This is a genomic window from Homoserinibacter sp. YIM 151385 (genome assembly GCF_027912415.1).
Lineage (GTDB): Bacteria > Actinomycetota > Actinomycetes > Actinomycetales > Microbacteriaceae > Schumannella.
Map to the genome: position 1 here is coordinate 1,037,265 of NZ_CP115175.1, position 16,903 is coordinate 1,054,167.

The 16,903-nt window shown below is 74.5% G+C and carries 15 protein-coding genes and 1 pseudogene; 5 read left to right on the forward strand and 11 right to left on the reverse strand.

All coding sequences use genetic code 11. The annotated features are described in order from the left end of the window. Positions 1 to 70: 70 nt before the first annotated feature. Together OF852_RS05000 and OF852_RS05005 are read right to left on the reverse strand one after the other, a co-directional pair. Complete coding sequence (locus OF852_RS05000) at positions 71 to 994, reverse strand: TIGR01777 family oxidoreductase (RefSeq protein WP_271120704.1); 924 nt, start codon at positions 992 to 994, stop codon at positions 71 to 73. After that, positions 991 to 2,142 (reverse strand): pyridoxal phosphate-dependent aminotransferase, encoded by a 1,152-nt coding sequence (locus OF852_RS05005; RefSeq protein ID WP_333781473.1) that lies wholly within the window; start codon positions 2,140 to 2,142, stop codon positions 991 to 993. The genes OF852_RS05000 and OF852_RS05005 overlap by 4 nt, the downstream gene beginning before the upstream one ends. A gap of 48 nt (positions 2,143 to 2,190) precedes the next feature. Between OF852_RS05005 and OF852_RS05010 the strand changes: the two genes are divergently transcribed. From OF852_RS05010 to rpsT, 3 genes are all read left to right on the forward strand, one after another. Then, a complete protein-coding gene (locus tag OF852_RS05010; protein WP_271120706.1) occupies positions 2,191 to 2,925 on the forward strand; it encodes an alpha/beta fold hydrolase in 735 nt (244 codons plus the stop codon). Next, complete coding sequence (locus OF852_RS05015) at positions 2,922 to 3,395, forward strand: NUDIX hydrolase (RefSeq protein ID WP_271120707.1); 474 nt, start codon at positions 2,922 to 2,924, stop codon at positions 3,393 to 3,395. The genes OF852_RS05010 and OF852_RS05015 overlap by 4 nt, the downstream gene beginning before the upstream one ends. 156 nt (positions 3,396 to 3,551) lie before the next feature. Beyond that, positions 3,552 to 3,812: a 30S ribosomal protein S20 gene (rpsT, locus tag OF852_RS05020; RefSeq protein ID WP_271120708.1), complete on the forward strand. Its 261-nt coding sequence runs from the start codon at positions 3,552 to 3,554 to the stop codon at positions 3,810 to 3,812. Between the two features lie 203 nt (positions 3,813 to 4,015). Here the strand turns inward: rpsT and holA are convergent, their stop codons facing one another. The 5 genes and pseudogenes from holA to OF852_RS05045 all read right to left on the reverse strand — a co-directional run bounded on the left by holA (position 4,016) and on the right by OF852_RS05045 (position 12,191). Beyond that, complete coding sequence (holA, locus tag OF852_RS05025; RefSeq protein WP_271120709.1) at positions 4,016 to 5,062, reverse strand: DNA polymerase III subunit delta; 1,047 nt, start codon at positions 5,060 to 5,062, stop codon at positions 4,016 to 4,018. A 541-nt stretch (positions 5,063 to 5,603) separates the two neighbouring features. Continuing rightward, a pseudogene (locus OF852_RS14000) lies at positions 5,604 to 7,427 on the reverse strand (ComEC/Rec2 family competence protein); the annotation flags it as partial. Beyond that, the gene (locus tag OF852_RS05035) at positions 7,424 to 8,095 is read right to left on the reverse strand and encodes a ComEA family DNA-binding protein (protein ID WP_271120710.1); all 672 of its coding nucleotides are present in this window, start codon (positions 8,093 to 8,095) and stop codon (positions 7,424 to 7,426) included. The gene OF852_RS05035 and the pseudogene OF852_RS14000, both read right to left, overlap by 4 nt. 61 nt (positions 8,096 to 8,156) lie before the next feature. Beyond that, on the reverse strand, positions 8,157 to 10,712 hold the full coding sequence (gene leuS, locus OF852_RS05040) for a leucine--tRNA ligase (protein WP_271120711.1): 2,556 nt from the start codon (positions 10,710 to 10,712) through the stop codon (positions 8,157 to 8,159). Between the two features lie 129 nt (positions 10,713 to 10,841). Beyond that, a complete protein-coding gene (locus OF852_RS05045) occupies positions 10,842 to 12,191 on the reverse strand; it encodes an anthranilate synthase component I family protein (protein WP_271120712.1) in 1,350 nt (449 codons plus the stop codon). Positions 12,192 to 12,203: 12 nt separating this feature from the next. On the opposite strand from OF852_RS05045, the gene OF852_RS05050 reads away from it, so the two are divergent. Then, positions 12,204 to 13,016, forward strand: coding sequence for an aminotransferase class IV (locus OF852_RS05050; protein WP_271120713.1), 813 nt, complete (start codon positions 12,204 to 12,206; stop codon positions 13,014 to 13,016). A 5-nt stretch (positions 13,017 to 13,021) separates the two neighbouring features. After that, positions 13,022 to 13,714 carry a DedA family protein gene (locus OF852_RS05055; RefSeq protein WP_271120714.1) on the forward strand — a complete coding sequence of 231 codons (693 nt, stop codon included), beginning with the start codon at positions 13,022 to 13,024 and terminating at the stop codon, positions 13,712 to 13,714. A 23-nt stretch (positions 13,715 to 13,737) separates the two neighbouring features. On the opposite strand, the gene OF852_RS05060 is transcribed toward OF852_RS05055, so the two are convergent. Genes OF852_RS05060 through OF852_RS05075 form a run of 4 tightly spaced genes read right to left on the reverse strand, consistent with a single transcriptional unit; the run spans position 13,738 to position 16,885 of the window. Then, on the reverse strand, positions 13,738 to 14,649 hold the full coding sequence (locus OF852_RS05060) for an ABC transporter substrate-binding protein (RefSeq protein ID WP_271120715.1): 912 nt from the start codon (positions 14,647 to 14,649) through the stop codon (positions 13,738 to 13,740). 15 nt (positions 14,650 to 14,664) lie between these two features. Then, on the reverse strand, positions 14,665 to 15,393 hold the full coding sequence (locus OF852_RS05065; protein WP_271120716.1) for an ABC transporter permease: 729 nt from the start codon (positions 15,391 to 15,393) through the stop codon (positions 14,665 to 14,667). Then, on the reverse strand, positions 15,390 to 16,070 hold the full coding sequence (locus OF852_RS05070; protein WP_271120717.1) for an ABC transporter permease: 681 nt from the start codon (positions 16,068 to 16,070) through the stop codon (positions 15,390 to 15,392). Before OF852_RS05070 ends, OF852_RS05065 begins: the two co-directional genes overlap by 4 nt. Further along, entirely contained in the window at positions 16,067 to 16,885 is an 819-nt protein-coding gene (locus tag OF852_RS05075; RefSeq protein ID WP_271120718.1) for an ABC transporter ATP-binding protein, read from the reverse strand. The genes OF852_RS05070 and OF852_RS05075 overlap by 4 nt, the downstream gene beginning before the upstream one ends. Between the last annotated feature and the right edge of the window lie 18 nt (positions 16,886 to 16,903).

A 16,903-nucleotide genomic window follows, 5' to 3' on the forward strand; every position in this document is an offset into this window, starting at 1 on the left:
AGGCGCCGCGCGCCGGCACATGGGGCCAGCCCCCCTTTCATCCCGGGGGCGGAGGCGGCGGGAGACGATCTCAGCCTCGCGACGGAGCCGGGCGGCCGAGGATCTCGCGCAGCGCCGGCTCGAGCTCGGGGTGCGCGAAGCGGAAGCCCGCCGCCTCGAGGCGCTCCGGCAGCACCCACCGGCTCTTGAGGATGAGCTCCGTCTCGGTGCGGATGACCGCGGAGCCCAGCTCCAGCATCCAGCCGGAGAGCGGGACGCCGACGGGCACGCCCAGGACGCGGCGGATCGTCGCCATGACCTCGCGGTCGGTGGACGGGTTCGGCGAGCTGATGTTGACCGCGCCGTCGAGCTCGCTCGTCTGCAGGAAGCGGATCGCGCGGTGGACGTCGTCGAGGTGCACCCAGCTGAAGCGCTGCCGGCCGCCGGGCGTCTTCCCGCCGATGTGGGGGCCGCCGAGGCCGAGGCGGGCGAGGTTCACGAGCGGGCGCAGCGCCGAGCCGTCGCCGAGGGTGATCGCCATGCGCAGCGCCACCTGGCGCACGCCCTCGCGCGCGTGCTCGGCGAGGGTCCGCTCCCAGCTCGTCGCGACATCCACGCTGAATCCGGTGCCGATCTCACCCGTCGACTCGGTCATCGGCCGGTCGTCGGCGTGCCGGTAGATGGTGGCGGTGCTCGCGTTCATCCAGACGGGCGGCGGCGCGTCGGCGGCCTGCACGACACGGCCCAGCTCGGCGGTCGTCTCGAGCCGGCTGCGGAAGATCTCGGCCCTGTTCGCCGCGTTGTAGCGGCAGTTCACGCTCTTGCCGGCGAGGTTGAGCAGCAGGTCGCTGCCCTCGACGAGCGCGCGGATGCCGGCCTCGTCGCCCCAGGCCGCGTCCGCCCCGCTCAAGGCGCGGCCGACGGTGCGGACCTCGGCGCCCTCCGCCTCGAAGCGCTCGCGGAACCTCCGCCCCATGAAGCCGGACGCCCCGGCGATGACGATGCGCTCGGTCATGCGGCGCTCCCCTCCCCCGGCGCGGGCAGGCGCCGGATCCCCTCCAGCAGGTCCTCGCGACTCGCCGCGAGGCAGAGCCGGATCCATCCCTCGCCCGTGCGCCCGAAGGCGCTCCCGGGGGCGACCGCCACCCGCTCGTGCAGCAGCAGCCGCTCGGCCCACCCGGCGACGTCGCCGCCGCTCGCGTGCGAGACGTCCACCCACAGGTAGAAGGCGCCGCTCGGCTCGAGATGGCGCAGGCCGCGCTCGTCGAGCAGCGCGGCCGCCGCCTCGTAGTTGCCGCGGTAGTGCGCGGCGGCCTCCGCCACATGCGCCTGATCGCCCTCGATCGCGGCGAGCGCCGCGTGCTGCCCCGGTGTCGGGACGCAGCTGATCGAGGTCTCCTGCATCGTCCGCATGACGGCCGAGAGCCCGGGCGGGGTCACGAGCCAGCCGACGCGGATGCCGGTCATGGCGTAGGTCTTCGAGGTGCTGAAGGCGGAGAGCACGCGGTCGTCCTCGTCGAGGCTCGCGATGCTCACGTGCGGGGCACCCCAGGTGAAGCGCTCGTACACCTCGTCCGAGAGCACCCAGAGGTCGTGACGCCGCGCGAGGTCGAGGAGGCCGGCGAGCGTCTTTCGCGGGAACACCGCGCCGAGCGGGTTCGAGGGCGAGTTGACGATGATCATGCGCGTGCGGTCGGTGACGAGCCGCTCGAGCTCCTCGAGGCTCGGCTCGAAGCCCCGCTCGGGCGCGAGCGAGTACGGCACGGGGACGGCGTCGAGCATGCGCGCGCTCATCGTGAAGGTCGTGTAGCCGGGATCGGGGACGAGGACCTCGTCCCCGGCCGCGAGGGTGAGCTGCATCGCCAGGTGGAGCGCCTGGGTGGCGCCGATCGTCGCCCACACCTGCTCGACCTCCACGGCGAGGTCGTTCTCGCGCGCGAGCTTGCGCACGATCGCCTGCCGGAGCGGGAGGATGCCGCCGTTCGGGTTGTAGTCGGTGTCGTCGCGCTCCCAGGCCGCCGTCGCCGCGGCCGCGATGTGCGGGGCGACCGGCACATCCGGCTCGCCGAGCGCCAGGAGGATCACGTCGTCGAGCTCGGCCGCGATCTCGAAGATGCGCCGGATGCCGGAGGCCGGCACGGCGGGGATGTGGGGCGCGAGCATCGGCACGGCTCCAGGCTAGGGCCGGGACGGGCCGATTAGCCTGAGGCCATGTCTGCCGCGGTCGTCCTCGTGCACGGGCTCGGCGGCGCGGCGGCCGAGTGGTCGGCGGTCGCGGACGCGCTCCGCGCGGAGGGCCGCGAGGTGCGCGTGCCGGAGCTGCCCGGCCACGGCGCGCGGCGCGCGGAGGCCTTCGAGCTCGAGACGGCGCTGGCGGCGGTCCGGGCGGCCTGCCGCGAGGCCCGGGAAGCCGGGGGCTCGCGGGGAGCCGGGCCGCTCCTGGCCGGGCGCGCGCTCGGCGGCCACCTCGCGATCCAGGTCGCCGCCACCACCCCCGAGGACGCGCCGCGGGGCGTGCTCGCCGCCGGCATCGGCACCGAGACCCTCGGCTGGCTCGTCGACAGCTACCGCGTCGCGGGGGCCGTCGCCGGCCTCCTCCCGGATCGCGGCGAGGCCGTGAACCGTCTCGCCGCCGAGACGTTCTCGGCCCCCACCGGCGGGTCGGCGCAGGCGGCCGAGGTCGTCGCGGGGCTCCGCCCGCAGGCGCTGGACGCCGTGCACGCCCTCGACACGCGCGCGGCGCTCCGGCGCATCGAGGTGCCCGTCGTCGTCGCGAACGGCGCGAAGGACCGCTTCCGGCTCCAGGAGGGCGCGCTGCGGCGCGCGATCCGCCGCGGCCGGCTCGAGCGGATCCGCGGCGCGGCGCTCGGCGACGCGATCGCCGGCCCCGAGGCGCTCCTCCCGCTCCTGCCCCACCTCCGCAGCCTCCTCGGGGAGCCCGCATGACCATCCCGCCCTTCATCGTCGAGCTCCGCGCCCGCGTGGGGACGCATCCCCTCTGGCTCTCGGGCGCCGTCGCGGTGGTCGTGCGGGGCGAGGAGGTGCTGCTGATCCGGCGCGCCGACACGGGTCGCTGGGATGCCGTCGCGGGCATCATCGAGCCGGGCGAGCAGCCCGCCGAGTGCGCCGAGCGGGAGGTCGCGGAGGAGGCGGGCGTCGAGGCGCGGGTCGAGCGCGTCGCCGGCGTCGACGTGAGCGGGCAGGTCGTCTACGAGAACGGCGACCGGGCGCAGTACCTCACGATCGTGCTGCGCTGCCGCTGGGTGTCGGGCGATCCGCATCCCGTCGACGGGGAGGCGCTCGAGGCGCGCTGGTTCCATCGGGATGCGCTGCCCGAGCTGGGCGAGCAGGCGCGGCAGCGGATCGCCTGGGCGCTCTCCGAGGACCCCGCGGCGGCCTTCGTCCCGAGCGCCTGATCGCCGGTCGCGGGCCGGGAGCCGAGCTGGTATCGTTGCCTGTTGGTTTTGCGTGTGGTTCCCTCCACGCGATTCGCCGGGAAGCGTCCCTCTACCGCTGGAACGGCACTCCACACGATTTCAGCGAACGACCTACGAAAGGCGACGGACTCCGTCATGGCGAACATCAAGTCGCAGATCAAGCGCATCGGCACCAACAAGAAGGCTCAGGAGCGCAACAAGGCCGTCAAGAGCCAGCTCAAGACCGCGATCCGCTCCACCCGCGAGGCCGTCACGGCCGGCGACAAGGACAAGGCCGCGGCCGCTCTCCTCGTCGCCTCGAAGCGCCTCGACAAGGCGGCGTCGAAGGGCGTCATCCACAAGAACCAGGCGGCGAACCGCAAGTCGGCCATCGCCAAGCAGGTCGCGGCGCTCTGATCGCCCAGCACCTCGACTGAACGCCCCCGCGGATCCCGCGGGGGCGTTCTGCGTTCCCGGCACGCGCTGCTCGGCTCCGGCTCATGCGCCCCCGAGATGGGCGTTTCTCCGCATCCGCGGCGGGGATCCTCGGTGCGCGTGCGGAGAAACGCCCATCTCGGGGCGCTGGAGCAGGCCGGAGCCCGGACGGTGGGCGGCGCCGGTCAGGCGCGGCCGCGGGCGGCGATGGTGCGGATGAGGCGCTCGAGCGCGAAGACAGGGTCGCGGCCCGCGCCCTTGACCTGCGCGTCGGTGTCGGCGAGCGCGCGGATGACGGCGCCGAGCCCCTCGTCCGTCCAGCCCTGGAGGTCGCGGCGCGCGCGGTCGACCTGCCAGGGGGCGAGCCCGAAGCGCTTCGCGAGCTCGCCCGAGCTCCCGCGGGCGCCCGAGATCTTGCCCATGGTGCGCATCTTGCTCGCGATCGCGGCGACGATGGGCACGGGGTCGGAGCCGGAGGCGATCGCGTGGCGGAGCAGCCCGAGCGCCTCGCCGTGACGGCCGGCGATCGCGGCATCCGCGACGGCGAAGGCGGTCGTCTCGACGCGGCCGCCGTAGTACTGGCGCACGGTCGCCTCGGTCACGTCGTCGATGGTGTCGGCGAGGAGCTGCCGGCACGCCGCGGCGAGCTCGGAGAGGTCGTCCTGGAAGGCCGCGACGAGGGCGCGGAGCGCACCCGGCGCGATCCGGCGCTGCGCCATGCGGAACTCGGCCGCGACGAAGTCGGCGCGGTCGGATTCCCGCTTGAGCTCGGCGCAGACGATCTCGATGCCGCCCCCGAGCCCGCCGCGGAGCGCGTCGAGCAGCTTCTTGCCGCGCACGCCGCTCGCGTGCCGGAGCACGACGACGGTGTCCTCGGCGGGTGCCGCGAAGTAGGCGAGTGCCTCCTCGATGAAGGCGTCGGTGCACTTCTCGACGTGGTCGACCCGGATGAGCCGCGGCTCGCCGAACAGCGAGGGGCTCGCGAAGGTCGCGAGCTCGCCGGGCGCGTAGCCGCCGGCGTCGATGTCGCTCACCTCGAGGCTCGGATCCTCGGCGCGGAGGATGTCGCGGAGCATGCGCGTCGAGCGCTCCGCGAGGAGGCTCTCGGGCCCGGAGACGAGGACGACGGGCGCCGGACGGACGGCGGTCCAGTCGAGCTGCGGGATGGCGGCCTTCGCCTTCGCCCCGGATGCGCGACCGGCTCCTCCGGACCGCTGGGGTGCGGCGGCCATCCGTCCTCCTCCTGCTGCGCGCGACGGTCGCCGCGAGCCCCTCAAGCCTAGCCGCGGGTGCCGACGCGGACGGCTCGCGGTCTTCGCGCTCCGTCCACAGCCGCACGCCGCCGCCGCGGAGCGCCGGCGCGACGAGCAGGAGCCCCTGGCGATCGGTGCGCGCCGCGGTGGTGCCCGCGGCGCGGAGCCCGTCGAGGGCGGCGTCGCTCGGGTGCCCGTAGCGGTTCTCCCCGACGCCGATGAGCCCGATCCGAGCGCCGAGCGCGGCCGTGAGGGGGTCGTGCTGGTCGGCCGAGCCGTGGTGCGAGACCTTGAGGACGTCGACGCGGGGCGGCCGCCAGGCGCCGAGGAGCCGCGCCTGCGCCTCCGCGCCCAGATCGCCCAGGAGCACGGCCGAGAGGCAGGGGCCGCAGTCCGCGCGCGGCGCGAGGTGGAGCACGAGGCTCGCCTCGTTGCCGGGCTGCGCGCCGCGCGCGGGCGGCCAGCGCACGGTCCACCGGTGGCCGCCGAGCTCGCCCGAGGCCCCCGCCTGCACCTGCTCGACCCGCGCGCCGCCGGCCGCCAGGAGCTCGGCCGTCCGCGTCGCCTCGGGCCGGTCCGGCGGACCGACGAGGACGCGGTCGACGCGGCCCCGCACGGCCGCCGCGCCGCCGACGTGATCGAGGTCGAAGTGGGTGAGCACGAGGAGCTCGAGGCGGCCGATGCCGAGCTCGTCGAGGCAGTCGCCGAGCGCGGCGGGGTCGGGACCGGTGTCCACGAGCGCGACGGAGCCGCCGGAGCGGACGAGGAGCGCGTCGCCCTGCCCGACCTCGCACATGGCGAGCTGCCAGTCCGCCGGGCGGTCCGCCGTCTCGGCGAGGCGGGCGCCGCCGAGGAGGCCGGCGTAGGCGGCCGCCGCGGCCCCCAGCCCGAGCGCCACCCCGCGACGCAGCCTCGGCCGGACGCGGGCGAGCACGGCCGCGAGCAGCAGCGCCGTCGCCGCGGCGAGCGCGAGCGCGCCCGGCACGCCCTCGAGCCAGGGCAGCCGCGCACCGGGCAGCTCCGCCGTGACCTGGGCGACGCCCGCGATCCAGCTCGCCGGCAGCCAGGCCGCCTGCGCGACGAGGAGCGCGACGGGCGGTGCGATCGGCGCGAGCAGGCAGGCGAGGAGGCCGAGGACGGTCGCGACCGGCGCCGCCGGGCCCGCGAGGAGGTTCGCGGCGACCCCGTGGAGCGCGATCGCCGGGTCGAGCATCACGAGGACCGGCTGGCAGGCGAGCTGCGCCGCGACCGGCACGGCGAGCACGATCGCGAGCGCGCGCGGCAGCACGCGGTCGAGCCGATCGGCGAGCGGGCGCGCGAGCACGAGCAGTCCGCCCGTCGCGAGCACCGACAGCGCGAAGCCGTAGCTCCGCGCGTGCCAGGGGTCGGCGACGAGCAGCGCCAGGACGGCGAGCGCGAGCACCGGCAGCCCCTGCACCGGCCGCCCGAGCGCCTGCACGAGGAGGACGACCGCGGCCATGACGCCCGCCCGCACGACGCTCGGCTCGGGCGTCACGAGGAGCACGAAGGCGCCGAGCGCGAGCAGGGCCGCGAGGATGCGACCCCGCCGGCCGGCGCCGAGCGCCGCCGCGAGCCCCGCGACGAGGCCGACGACGACCGCGCAGTTGGCGCCCGACACGGCCGTGAGGTGGCTCAGGGAGCTGTCCTTCATCGCCTGGTCGAGCGACTCGTCGACCCGGGAGGTGTCGCCGATCGCGAGTCCGGGCAGGAGCGCGCCGCCGGCGCCGGGGAGGGTGCCGGCGAGCTGCCGGAAGCCCTCGCGCATCCCCTCCGCCCAGCTCGGCGCGGGCGGCGCCGGTGCGAGCCGCCGGGGCTCGCCGAGCGGCCGCAGGATCGCCGAGCGCTGCTCGCCGGGCGCGGTGGCGACCGCCCGCGCCCGGAGCGTCCACCGCTCGCCGAGACGCGCGCGCTCGAGGCCCTCGCCGAGCACGAGCACGGGCGCCGCGGCGGGCTCGCCCTCCACCCGCTCGACCTGCAGCTCGACGCGCTCGGCGCCCGGTCCCGTCACGACGCCCGTCACGGCGACGGCGCCGCCCGCGGCGAGCGCCTCGGGAGCCCGCGCCGGCCCGCGGGCCGCGACCTGCAGCGCGACGAGCGACGCCGCCGCGAGCGCGAGGGCGACCAGTCCGAGCCAGGGCGCGGGCGACCGCCCGGGGACCCGGCGGCGTCGCAGCCCGAGCACGCAGAGCAGGAGCGCCGTCGCGAGGCCGGCGACCGCGACCCCGAGCAGCGCGCCGGACGCGCCCGTCGGCATCCCGACGGCCGCCCACCCCGCGAGCCAGGCGGCGGCCGCCGGCCCCGCGAGCCGCGCCTCCGGGCTCATACGGTGACGAGCTCGCGGAGGCCCTCGAGCGTCGCCTCGCCGATGCCGGGCACGTCGAGCAGATCCTCGACGCTCGCGAAGCGGCCGTTGGCCTCGCGCCACTGGAGGATGCGGGTCGCGATCGCAGGCCCGATCCGCGGCAGGGTGTCGAGCGCGGCGGCATCCGCCGTGTTGAGGTCGATCGGCGCACCGGGCGCCGCGGGCGAGCCCGGAACCGCCGGCGCCCCGCCCGCGTCCCCGTTGCCCGCGGCCGGCGGCCCGGCGCCCTGCTTCGGCACGAGCAGCTGCTCGCCGTCCGTCACGGGCTTCGCGAGGTTGAGCGCCCCGCGGTCGGCGCCGCGCGCGAATCCCCCGGCGGCGGCCACGGCGTCCATGGCGCGCGAGCCCGCGGCGAGCTCGTAGACGCCCGGCTCGCGGACCCGCCCGAGCACGTGCACGAGCAGCGGCGCCGCGCCCTCGGCGCCGGCCGTGGTCGAGCCGGCTGAGTCCGTCGGCGGCGACGCCGACGGCAGGGGCGCCGCCCCCACCTCCGACACCGCGCCGCCCGGCGACAGCAGCGCCGCGAGCACCGCCGCCGCGACCCCCGCCAGCACGAGGATGAGCGCCGCGCCCGCCGCGACCCTCGACCGGGCGCGGGGAGTCGGGTCGGGCTGGGGCGCGGCGCTCATGCGGGAACGCTACGAGCGCGTCACCGCCGGGAGCGCCGCTCCCGCCCGATCTGTGGAGGGATCAGCCCTTCGTGGCGATGTTGACGACGCGCGGCGCGCGGACGACGACGTTGACGATCTCGCGGTCGCCGATCGTGCGGATGACCGCCGCCGACTGCCGGGCGAGCTGCTCGAGCGCCTCGGAGGCGATCGTCGGCGAGACCTCGACGCGGTCGCGCACCTTGCCGTCGACCTGGATGACGGCGGTGACCGCCTCCTCGACGAGCAGGGTCGGGTCGGCCTTGCGCCAGCCCGCGAAGGCGACCGTGCCCTCGTAGCCGAGGCGCGACCACATGTCCTCCGCCGTGAAGGGCGCGAACAGCGAGAGCCCGACGGCGACGACCTCGATCGCCTCGCGGACCGCCGGGTCGCCGGCACCCGGACCGCTGTCGATGGTCTTGCGGATCGCGTTGACGAGCTCCATGAGGCGCGCGACGACGACGTTGAACTTGAAGGCCTCCACGAGCCCCGGCCCCTCGGCCAGGAAGCGGTGGGTCTGCCGGCGCAGCGCCGCATCCCCGCCCTTCCACTCGACCTCGGGCGGGCTCGTCACCTCGCCCGCGATGCGCCAGGCGCGCGCCAGGAACTTCGCGCTGCCGGCGGGCGAGACGTCGGCCCAGTCGATGTCGTCCTCGGGCGGGCCCGCGAAGGCCATCGTGAGGCGGACGGCGTCGACGCCGTGCTCGTCGAGCTGGTCGGAGAGCTTCACGAGGTTGCCGCGGCTCTTCGACATCGCCGAGCCGTTCATGAGCACCATGCCCTGGTTGAGCAGGGCGCTGAACGGCTCCGTGAAGGAGACGTAGCCGAGGTCGAAGAGCACCTTGGTGATGAAGCGCGCGTAGAGCAGGTGCAGGATCGCGTGCGTCACGCCGCCGACGTACTGGTCGACGGGCGCCCACTTCTCGGCCTCCTTCGGGTCGAAGGCCTGCGTGTCGTCCTTCGGCGAGAGGAAGCGGAGGAAGTACCAGGAGCTGTCGACGAAGGTGTCCATCGTGTCCGGGTCGCGGCGCACCGGCGTGCCGTCGGGCAGCGTCGTCTCGACCCAGTCGGTCGCCGCGCCCAGCGGCGAGGTGCCCTTCGGCTGCAGGTCGAGCCCCTCGCTCGCCGGCAGCTCGACCGGCAGCGACTCGACGGGCACCGGGTGCATCGTGCCGTCCTCCTCGTGGAGGATCGGGATGGGCGTGCCCCAGTAGCGCTGGCGCGAGATGAGCCAGTCGCGCAGGCGATAGGTCTTCGCGGCGCGGCCGGTCCCGGCCGACTCGAGCAGCTCGATCGCGCGCTTGATCGCGTTCGACTTCGAGAGGCCGTCGAGCGGGCCCGAGTTCATGAGGCGCCCGTCGCCGGTCAGCGCCTCGCCCGTCGCGGCGGGGTTCAGCGCCGGCAGCGCGCCGGTGTCGGCCGCCTCGAGCATCTCGGGCGTGATGACCGGGATCGCGCCGGTGACCGGCGCATTCGTGTCGACGACGACGCGGACCGGGAGGTCGAAGCGGCGCGCGAAGTCGAGGTCGCGCTGGTCGTGCGCCGGCACGGCCATGACGGCGCCGTGGCCGTAGTCGGCGAGCACGTAGTCGGCCGCCCAGATCGGCAGGCGCTCGCCGTTGACCGGGTTGATCGCGTAGCGCTCGAGGAACACGCCCGTCTTCTCGCGGCCGGCGTCCTGGCGCTCGATCTCGGTCTGCTTCTGCGTCTGCTCGAGGTAGTCCTGGAACCGCATCCGCACCTCCGCGGAGGAGCCCGCCGCGAGCTCCGCCGCGAGGTCGGAGTCGGGGGCGACGACCATGAAGGTCGCGCCGAAGAGCGTGTCGGGGCGCGTCGTGAAGACGGTGACCCGCGCCTCGCGGCCCTCGATCACGAAGTCGACGTCGGCGCCCGTCGAGCGGCCGATCCAGTTGCGCTGCATCGCGAGCACCTTCGAGGGCCAGGAGCCCTCGAGCTGCTTGAGGTCGTCGAGCAGGCGATCCGCGTAGTCGGTGATCTTGAAGTACCACTGCGTCAGCTGCTTCTTGACGACGAGGTTGTCGCAGCGCTCGCAGCGCCCGTCGACGACCTGCTCGTTCGCGAGCACCGTCTGATCGAAGGGGCACCAGTTGACCCAGCTCGCCTTGCGGTAGGCGAGGCCCTTCTCGTACATCTTCAGGAACAGCCACTGGTTCCACCGGTAGTACTCGGGGTCGGAGGTGTGGAGGACGCGGTCCCAGTCGAAGGAGGCGGCATAGCGGCGCATCGACTGGCGCTGCTGCGCGATGTTCTCGTACGTCCACTCGCGGGGGTCGACGCCGCGCTTGATCGCGGCGCCCTCGGCGGGCAGGCCGAAGGAGTCCCAGCCGATGGGGTGCAGCACGCGGAAGCCGCGCTGGCGCCAGTAGCGCGCGATGACGTCGCCGAGCGCATAGGCCTCGGCGTGGCCCATGTGCAGGTCGCCGGAGGGGTACGGGAACATGTCGAGGATGTACTTCCGGGGGCGCTTGTCCTCGGGGTCGTCGGTCGCGAAGGGCCGCGTCTCGTCCCAGACCGGGAGCCACTTCTCCTGGATGCGGTCGAAGTCGTAGACGTTCTCGTCGTTCTCGTGGTGCGTCACGGTGCTCTCAATCGTGGAAGCGTGGAGGCGGATGCGGCGACGGCGCGGCAGGCTCGGCGAGCGCCGGCGCGGAGGGCGATCCGCCCTCCAGCGTAGTCACCCCGCGGGCCGAGCGCGGCGAGGGTCGGATCAGCCCTCGGCGCCGAGCGCGGCGAGGAGCGGTCGGGCCTTGATCCGGACCTCCTCGAGCTCCTCCTCGGGCACCGAGCGCGCCGTGATCCCGCCGCCCGAGCCGATGCTCGCGCGCGCCGGCTCGACGACGATCGTGCGGATCGTCATGGCGAGGTCGGCCGCGCCGTCCGCGCCGAGCCAGCCCAGGCATCCCGAGTAGGGCCCGCGCGCCCGCCGCTCGAGCCCGTCGAGCAGCTGCGTCGCACGGCGCTTCGGCGCCCCCGTCATGGAGCCGGCGGGGAAGCAGGAGGCGAGCGCGTCCAGGGCGTCGAGTCCCGGCGCGAGCCGACCCCGCACGGTGCTCACGAGCTGGTGGACCTGCGCGTAGTGCTCGACCTCGAGCAGCCGCGTCACCTCCACGCTGCCGAGCTCGCAGACGCGCGAGAGGTCGTTGCGCATGAGGTCGACGATCATGAGGTTCTCGGCGCGCTCCTTCTCGCTCGCGAGGAGCTCGGCGGCGAGCACCGCGTCCTCCCCCGCGTCGCGGCCGCGCGGGCGGGTGCCCTTGATGGGGCTCGTCGAGATGCCGCCCTCGGCGTCGATCTCGAGGAAGCGCTCGGGGCTCGCGCTCACGAGCGCGACCCCGCCCGCGCGGATGAGGGCGCCGTGGTGGGTGGGGCTCGATCGCCGGAGCCGCCGGTGGAGCGCGAGCGCGTCGTGCTCCCCCTCGACGACGACCTCGTTCGTGAGGCACAGCTGGTAGGCCTCGCCCTCGACGATCGCGGCCTGGCAGGCGCGGATCGCGTCGAGATAGGCCTCGTCGTCGAGGTGCCAGCGCGGGGACGCGGCGGCAGGCGGGGGCGCGAGCGGCGGCTCGGGCGCCCCGGGCGCCGCGATCCGGGCCACGGCGGCCTCGACCTCGTCCCGCCACGCCGCGAGCTCGCCCGACCACGCCTCGCCGAGCGCGAGGAGCTCGGCCTCGCCGCTCACGGCATCCACGGCGACGGCGCGGTCGACGCGCAGCAGCGCCGCATCGGGCAGCCGCGAGGGATGCGCGAGCGGCGTCGCGGTCGTGCGCGCGCGGAGGCCGTAGCCGAGCCAGCCGACGAGTCCGAGCCGGAAGGCGGGGCCGGGCCGCGCATCCCGCTCGCCGTCGGTGCCGAGCACGCGCATCGCCTCGAGCTCGCGCCGGGCGGCGGCGAGCGGATCGGGGCCGAGCGCGAGCTCCGTGCCGGTGCCGAGATAGTGCGTGCCCTCGGCGCCGGAGTCGAGCCAGAACAGGCCCGGCGCATCGGCCCACAGCTCGAGCACGAGGGCCTCCGGGTCGACCCCGCGCCCGAGCGCGTGTCGCAGGAGCCGTCGGCGCATACCCTGAATCCTATGAGCGGCGTCGTGAGCACCTGGCGGGCCGGCCGCCTCGAGCCTCGCGAGGGCTGCGACCTCCACCCCGCGCGGATCGCCGTCGCCGACTCGTGGCTCGTCGACGACGGCCGCGCCCTCGCGATCGACCTGCACCGCGAGCGCTTCCTCGGCGCGCTCCCGCCCGCCTTCGAGTCGCTCGACCCGGCGGGCTTCTGGGATGCGGCGCTTCGCTCGATCGGCCGGGAGGGCGCCCGCTTCCCCCGGGTCGAGGCGCGCTGGGCGGCGGCGAGCGCTCGGGCGGCGCCCGGCGAGTGGAGGCCGCAGCTGCTCCTGCGGGAGCGTCCGGCCCCTGAGCTCCGGCGCGCGATCCGCCTGTGGACGCACCCCGGACCCGACCCGCGCACCGAGCCGCGGACGAAGGGCCCCGACCTCGAGGCGCTCCTCCGGCTCCGCACCGCCGCGCAGGCGGCGGGCACCGAGGAGGCCGTGATCCTCGAGCCCGACGGCGCGGTCGCGGACGGCTCGACGACCTGCCTCGTGTGGTGGCTCGGCGACGCGCTCGCGATCCCCGACCCCGACATCCCGCGCGTCGACAGCGTGACGCTCCGCAGCCTCGCGGGGCTCGCGACGGCGCTCGGCGTCGAGGTGCTGCCCGATCGGCGCGGACCGGAGGAGCTCGACGGGCTCGAGGTGTGGGCGCTCAACGCGCTCCACGGGCCGCGGATCGTGACCGGCTGGGTCGACGGACCCGCCACCGCCGAGCAGCCGGGGCGCCTGGAGGCGTGGCGCAGGCGGCTCTCGGCCCTTCGCAAGCCGCTCCCCCTAGGGTGAGCGGCGTGAACGAGGCGCTCACCTGGATCCTCGACCTCGTCTCCTCGGTGGACCCGGTCCTGCGGACGCTCTTGGCCGGCATCGGCATCCTGCTCGAGACCTCGATCCTCGTCGGGCTCGTCGTCCCGGGCGACTCGATCGTGATCGTCGCGAGCACGGGCGTCGAGGGGCCGGTCGAGTACGTCGCGCTCGTCGCGACCGTCATCGTGGGCGCGCTGTGCGGCGAGAGCGTCGGCTTCGCGATCGGCCGGTGGTTCGGCCCGCGGCTGCGCCATTCGCGGCTCGGTCGCCGCCTCGGCGAGCAGAACTGGGCGCGCGCGGAGCGCTATCTCGCGCGGCGCGGCGGGCCCGCCGTCTTCGTGTCGCGGTTCCTCCCGGTGCTGCACTCGCTGATCCCCGTGACGGTGGGGATGAGCGCCATGAGCTACCGGCGCTTCATCGCGTGGACGGCGCCGGCCTGCACGATCTGGGCCGTCCTCTATGTGTCGGTCGGCTCGGCCGCGGCCGGCTCCTACCGGGAGCTCTCGGGTCAGGCCCACTGGGCCGGCTATCTCTTCGCGGCCATCATCATCGGCTTCGGCATCCTCGCACTCGTCGCGAAGAAGGTCATCCAGGGGCGCGAGGCGCGGCACATGGAGCACGACGCGCACGACGCGAATCGGGCCGCCGACTCAGGAGTCGACGGCCCGACGGCGTAGCGGCTGGGAGCAGCCGACCCCGATCAGCCCAGCAGGCCGTGCTCCGTCAGCCAGGCCGTCGCGATCGCGTCCGGCGACTCCTGGTCCTGCACGCTCTGCACGTTGAGCGCGACGAGCTGCTCGGTGTCCATCTCGGCGCTGATCGCGTCGATGATCGCGATGGCGTCCGCGTCGAGCTTGTCGCTCGCGAGCGGCACGACGTTCGCGGCCGGGATGAGGCCGTCCGGGTCCTCGAGCGTCACGAAGTCGTTGATCGCGATGCTCGGGTCGGCCGTGTAGACGTTCGCGACGTCGATCGCGCCCTCGGCGAGCGACTCGACCGTGGTGTCGGCGGTCGGCTCGAACTGGACGTCGATCCCGTACTCCTCGGCGAGACGCGAGGGGCCGTAGGTGCGCTCCTCGAGCTCGGGGGCGCCGCCGACGCGGATCGTGCCGCCGACCTTCTCGAGGTCGGGGATCGCGACGAGCCCGTGCTCCTCGGCGTAGGCCGCGGTCACGTTGTACGCGTCCTTGTCGGCCGCCTCCGAGTACTCGAGCGGCGTGATGCCCTCCGGCAGCACGCCCTCGAGCTCGGTGTAGACCTCGTCCGGGAGCGTCGCCTCGGCGTCCTCGTCGAAGTAGCGCACGACGCTGCCCGTGTACTCCGGGAACAGGTCGATCGAGCCGTCCTCGATGGAGGGCATGTACGCCTCGCGCTGGCCGATGTTGAACTTGCGCTCGACCTCGTAGCCGCCGTCCTCGAGCGCCTGCGCGTAGATCTCGGCGATGATCTCGTTCGAGTAGTAGGCCTGCGAGCCGATGACGATCGCCTCGGTCTCGCCGCCGTCCGATCCGCTGTCGAGCGGGTCGCCCTGAGCGCACCCTGACAGGGCCAATGCCGCCCCGACCGCGGCAGCCGTGATGGCGAGCCGGCCCTTGTTCCGTGCTGTGAGCATCGTGTTCCTCATTCTCTAGGTGGCGGGATCCGCCGTCGCGCTCGGGCGGGTCGCCCGGGTGCGGAGCTTCTTGGGGGCCGCGAGGCCGCGCGGCTCGACGATCTTGGCGACGATGCCGAAGATCGCGTCGAGCACGAGGGCGAGCACGATGATGAGGAGCGCGCCCGCGAGGATCTGGTCGTAGCTGCGCAGCTGCAGCCCCTGGATGATGTAGTAGCCGAAGCCGCCGAGGTTGACGAAGCCCGCGAGCGCGACCGTCGCGACCACCTGCAGCACCGCGCTGCGCAGGCCGCCGACGAGCAGCGGGAGCCCGAGCGGCACCTCGACCTTCCACAGGATCTGCCACTCCGTCATGCCGACGGCACGCGCCGCATCCACGGTCCGCCGGTCGACGGCCTCGATGCCCGCGTAGGCGCCCGCGAGGATCGACGGGATCGCGAGGATCACGAAGGCCGTGACCGCGCCGATCGCCGTGCGGGTGACCCCGAGCATGAGCACGAGCAGCAGGATGAGCCCGAAGGACGGCAGGGCGCGCGCCGCACCCGAGATCCCGACGGCGAGCTCGCGGCCGCGACCGGTGTGCCCGATGAGGTAGCCGAGCGGGATCGCGATGAGGGCCGCGATGAGCACCGAGACGAAGGTGTAGAAGAGGTAGTCGACGAAGGCGTTCGGGATGCTGAAGCGGCCGTCGCCCCAGCGGGCGGGGTCGGTGAGCCAGGCGAAGGCCTCGAGGAACAGGTTCATGCGGTCACCGCCTGCTGTCGGACGCGGCGGCGCGCGGTGCGGCTCGCGGCGCGGGTCCATGGCATGACGAGCCGTCCGAGGAGGACGAGCAGGCCGTCGAGCACGAGCGCGATGAGCATCGTCGTCACGACGCCGGCGAAGATCTCCTCGAGGATGCGCCGCTGGAAGCCGTTGGTGAAGAGGTAGCCGAGGCTGTCGATGCCGACCAGCGCCCCGACCGTGACGAGCGCGACGGTCGAGACGGCGACGACGCGGAGGCCCGCGAGGAGCACGGGCCCGGCGAGCGGGAACTCGACGCCCCAGAAGCGCCGCCAGTCGCTGTAGCCCATCGCCGTCGCGGACTGGCGGACACCGGGGTCGACCGAGAACAGCGCGTCCGCGACCGAGCGCGACATGATCGCGACCGCATAGATCGTGAGCGCCACGAGGAGGTTGCTCTCGGACAGCGGATCGGTGCCCGCGAGCGCCGGCAGCGCGACGATGAGCGCGATCGAGGGGATCGTGTAGAGGAGTCCCGTGAGGGTCAGGATGAGTCCGCGCGTGAGCTTGAAGCGCCAGGCGACCCAGCCGAGCGGGATGGCGATGAGGAAGCCGAGCAGGATCGGCGGGACCGCGAGCCGGAGATGGTCGAGCGAGAGCGACAGGATGAGGTCGAGGTTGTTCAGCGTCCAGCTCACGCGGACTCCTCGAGGATCCCGGCGGGCCGTCCGTCCTCGTCGACGACGATGCGACGGCCGTCGACATCCCGCACCGCGAGGCGGCGCTTGCCGCGGTCGGCGCCGACGAACTCGGCGACGAAGTCGTTCGCGGGGCGGGCGAGGATCTCCTCCGGCGTGCCGCGCTGCTCGATCACGCCGCCCTTGCCGAGGATCACGATCTGGTCGCCGAGGAGGAAGGCCTCGTCGATGTCGTGCGTCACGAAGACGATCGTCTTGTCGAGCTCGCGCTGGAGGCGCAGGGTCTCGCGCTGCAGCTCGGCGCGGACGATCGGGTCGACGGCGCCGAAGGGCTCGTCCATGAGGAGGATGTTGGGGTCGACCGCGAGACCGCGGGCCACGCCGACGCGCTGCTGCTGCCCGCCCGACAGCTGGTTCGGGTATCGGCCGGCCATCGCGCGGTCGAGCCCCACGACATCCATGAGCTCGAGCGCCCGGGCGCGCGCGTCCTTCTTCGGGACGCCGTTGAGCAGCGGGACCGTCGCGATGTTGTCGACGACCTTGCGGTGCGGGAGGAGCCCCGAGTTCTGCATGACGTAGCCGATGGAGCGGCGCAGCTTGACGGGCGGGACGTCGGAGACGTTCTCGCCGTCGATCTCGACCTCGCCGCTCGTCGCATCCACCATGCGGTTGATCATGCGCAGCAGCGTCGTCTTGCCGGAGCCGGAGGACCCGACGAGCACGGTGGTCTGCCGCGAGGGCATGACGACCGAGAAGTCGTCGACCGCGAGGGTGCCGTCGGGGAAGCGCTTGGAGACGTTCCGGAACTCGATCATCGCTGGGGGTCTCCTCGC

What these genes read in the sequence shown, in the direction of transcription:
- OF852_RS05000 (WP_271120704.1), bottom strand. Translation starts at nt 994, where the DNA reads ATGACCGAGCGCATCGTCATCGCCGGGGCGTCCGGCTTCATGGGGCGG.
- OF852_RS05005 (WP_333781473.1), bottom strand. Translation starts at nt 2,142, where the DNA reads ATGCTCGCGCCCCACATCCCCGCCGTGCCGGCCTCCGGCATCCGGCGC.
- OF852_RS05010 (WP_271120706.1), top strand. Translation starts at nt 2,191, where the DNA reads ATGTCTGCCGCGGTCGTCCTCGTGCACGGGCTCGGCGGCGCGGCGGCC.
- OF852_RS05015 (WP_271120707.1), top strand. Translation starts at nt 2,922, where the DNA reads ATGACCATCCCGCCCTTCATCGTCGAGCTCCGCGCCCGCGTGGGGACG.
- rpsT (WP_271120708.1), top strand. Translation starts at nt 3,552, where the DNA reads ATGGCGAACATCAAGTCGCAGATCAAGCGCATCGGCACCAACAAGAAG.
- holA (WP_271120709.1), bottom strand. Translation starts at nt 5,062, where the DNA reads ATGGCCGCCGCACCCCAGCGGTCCGGAGGAGCCGGTCGCGCATCCGGG.
- OF852_RS05035 (WP_271120710.1), bottom strand. Translation starts at nt 8,095, where the DNA reads ATGAGCGCCGCGCCCCAGCCCGACCCGACTCCCCGCGCCCGGTCGAGG.
- OF852_RS05045 (WP_271120712.1), bottom strand. Translation starts at nt 12,191, where the DNA reads ATGCGCCGACGGCTCCTGCGACACGCGCTCGGGCGCGGGGTCGACCCG.
- OF852_RS05050 (WP_271120713.1), top strand. Translation starts at nt 12,204, where the DNA reads ATGAGCGGCGTCGTGAGCACCTGGCGGGCCGGCCGCCTCGAGCCTCGC.
- OF852_RS05060 (WP_271120715.1), bottom strand. Translation starts at nt 14,649, where the DNA reads ATGCTCACAGCACGGAACAAGGGCCGGCTCGCCATCACGGCTGCCGCG.
- OF852_RS05065 (WP_271120716.1), bottom strand. Translation starts at nt 15,393, where the DNA reads ATGAACCTGTTCCTCGAGGCCTTCGCCTGGCTCACCGACCCCGCCCGC.
- OF852_RS05075 (WP_271120718.1), bottom strand. Translation starts at nt 16,885, where the DNA reads ATGATCGAGTTCCGGAACGTCTCCAAGCGCTTCCCCGACGGCACCCTC.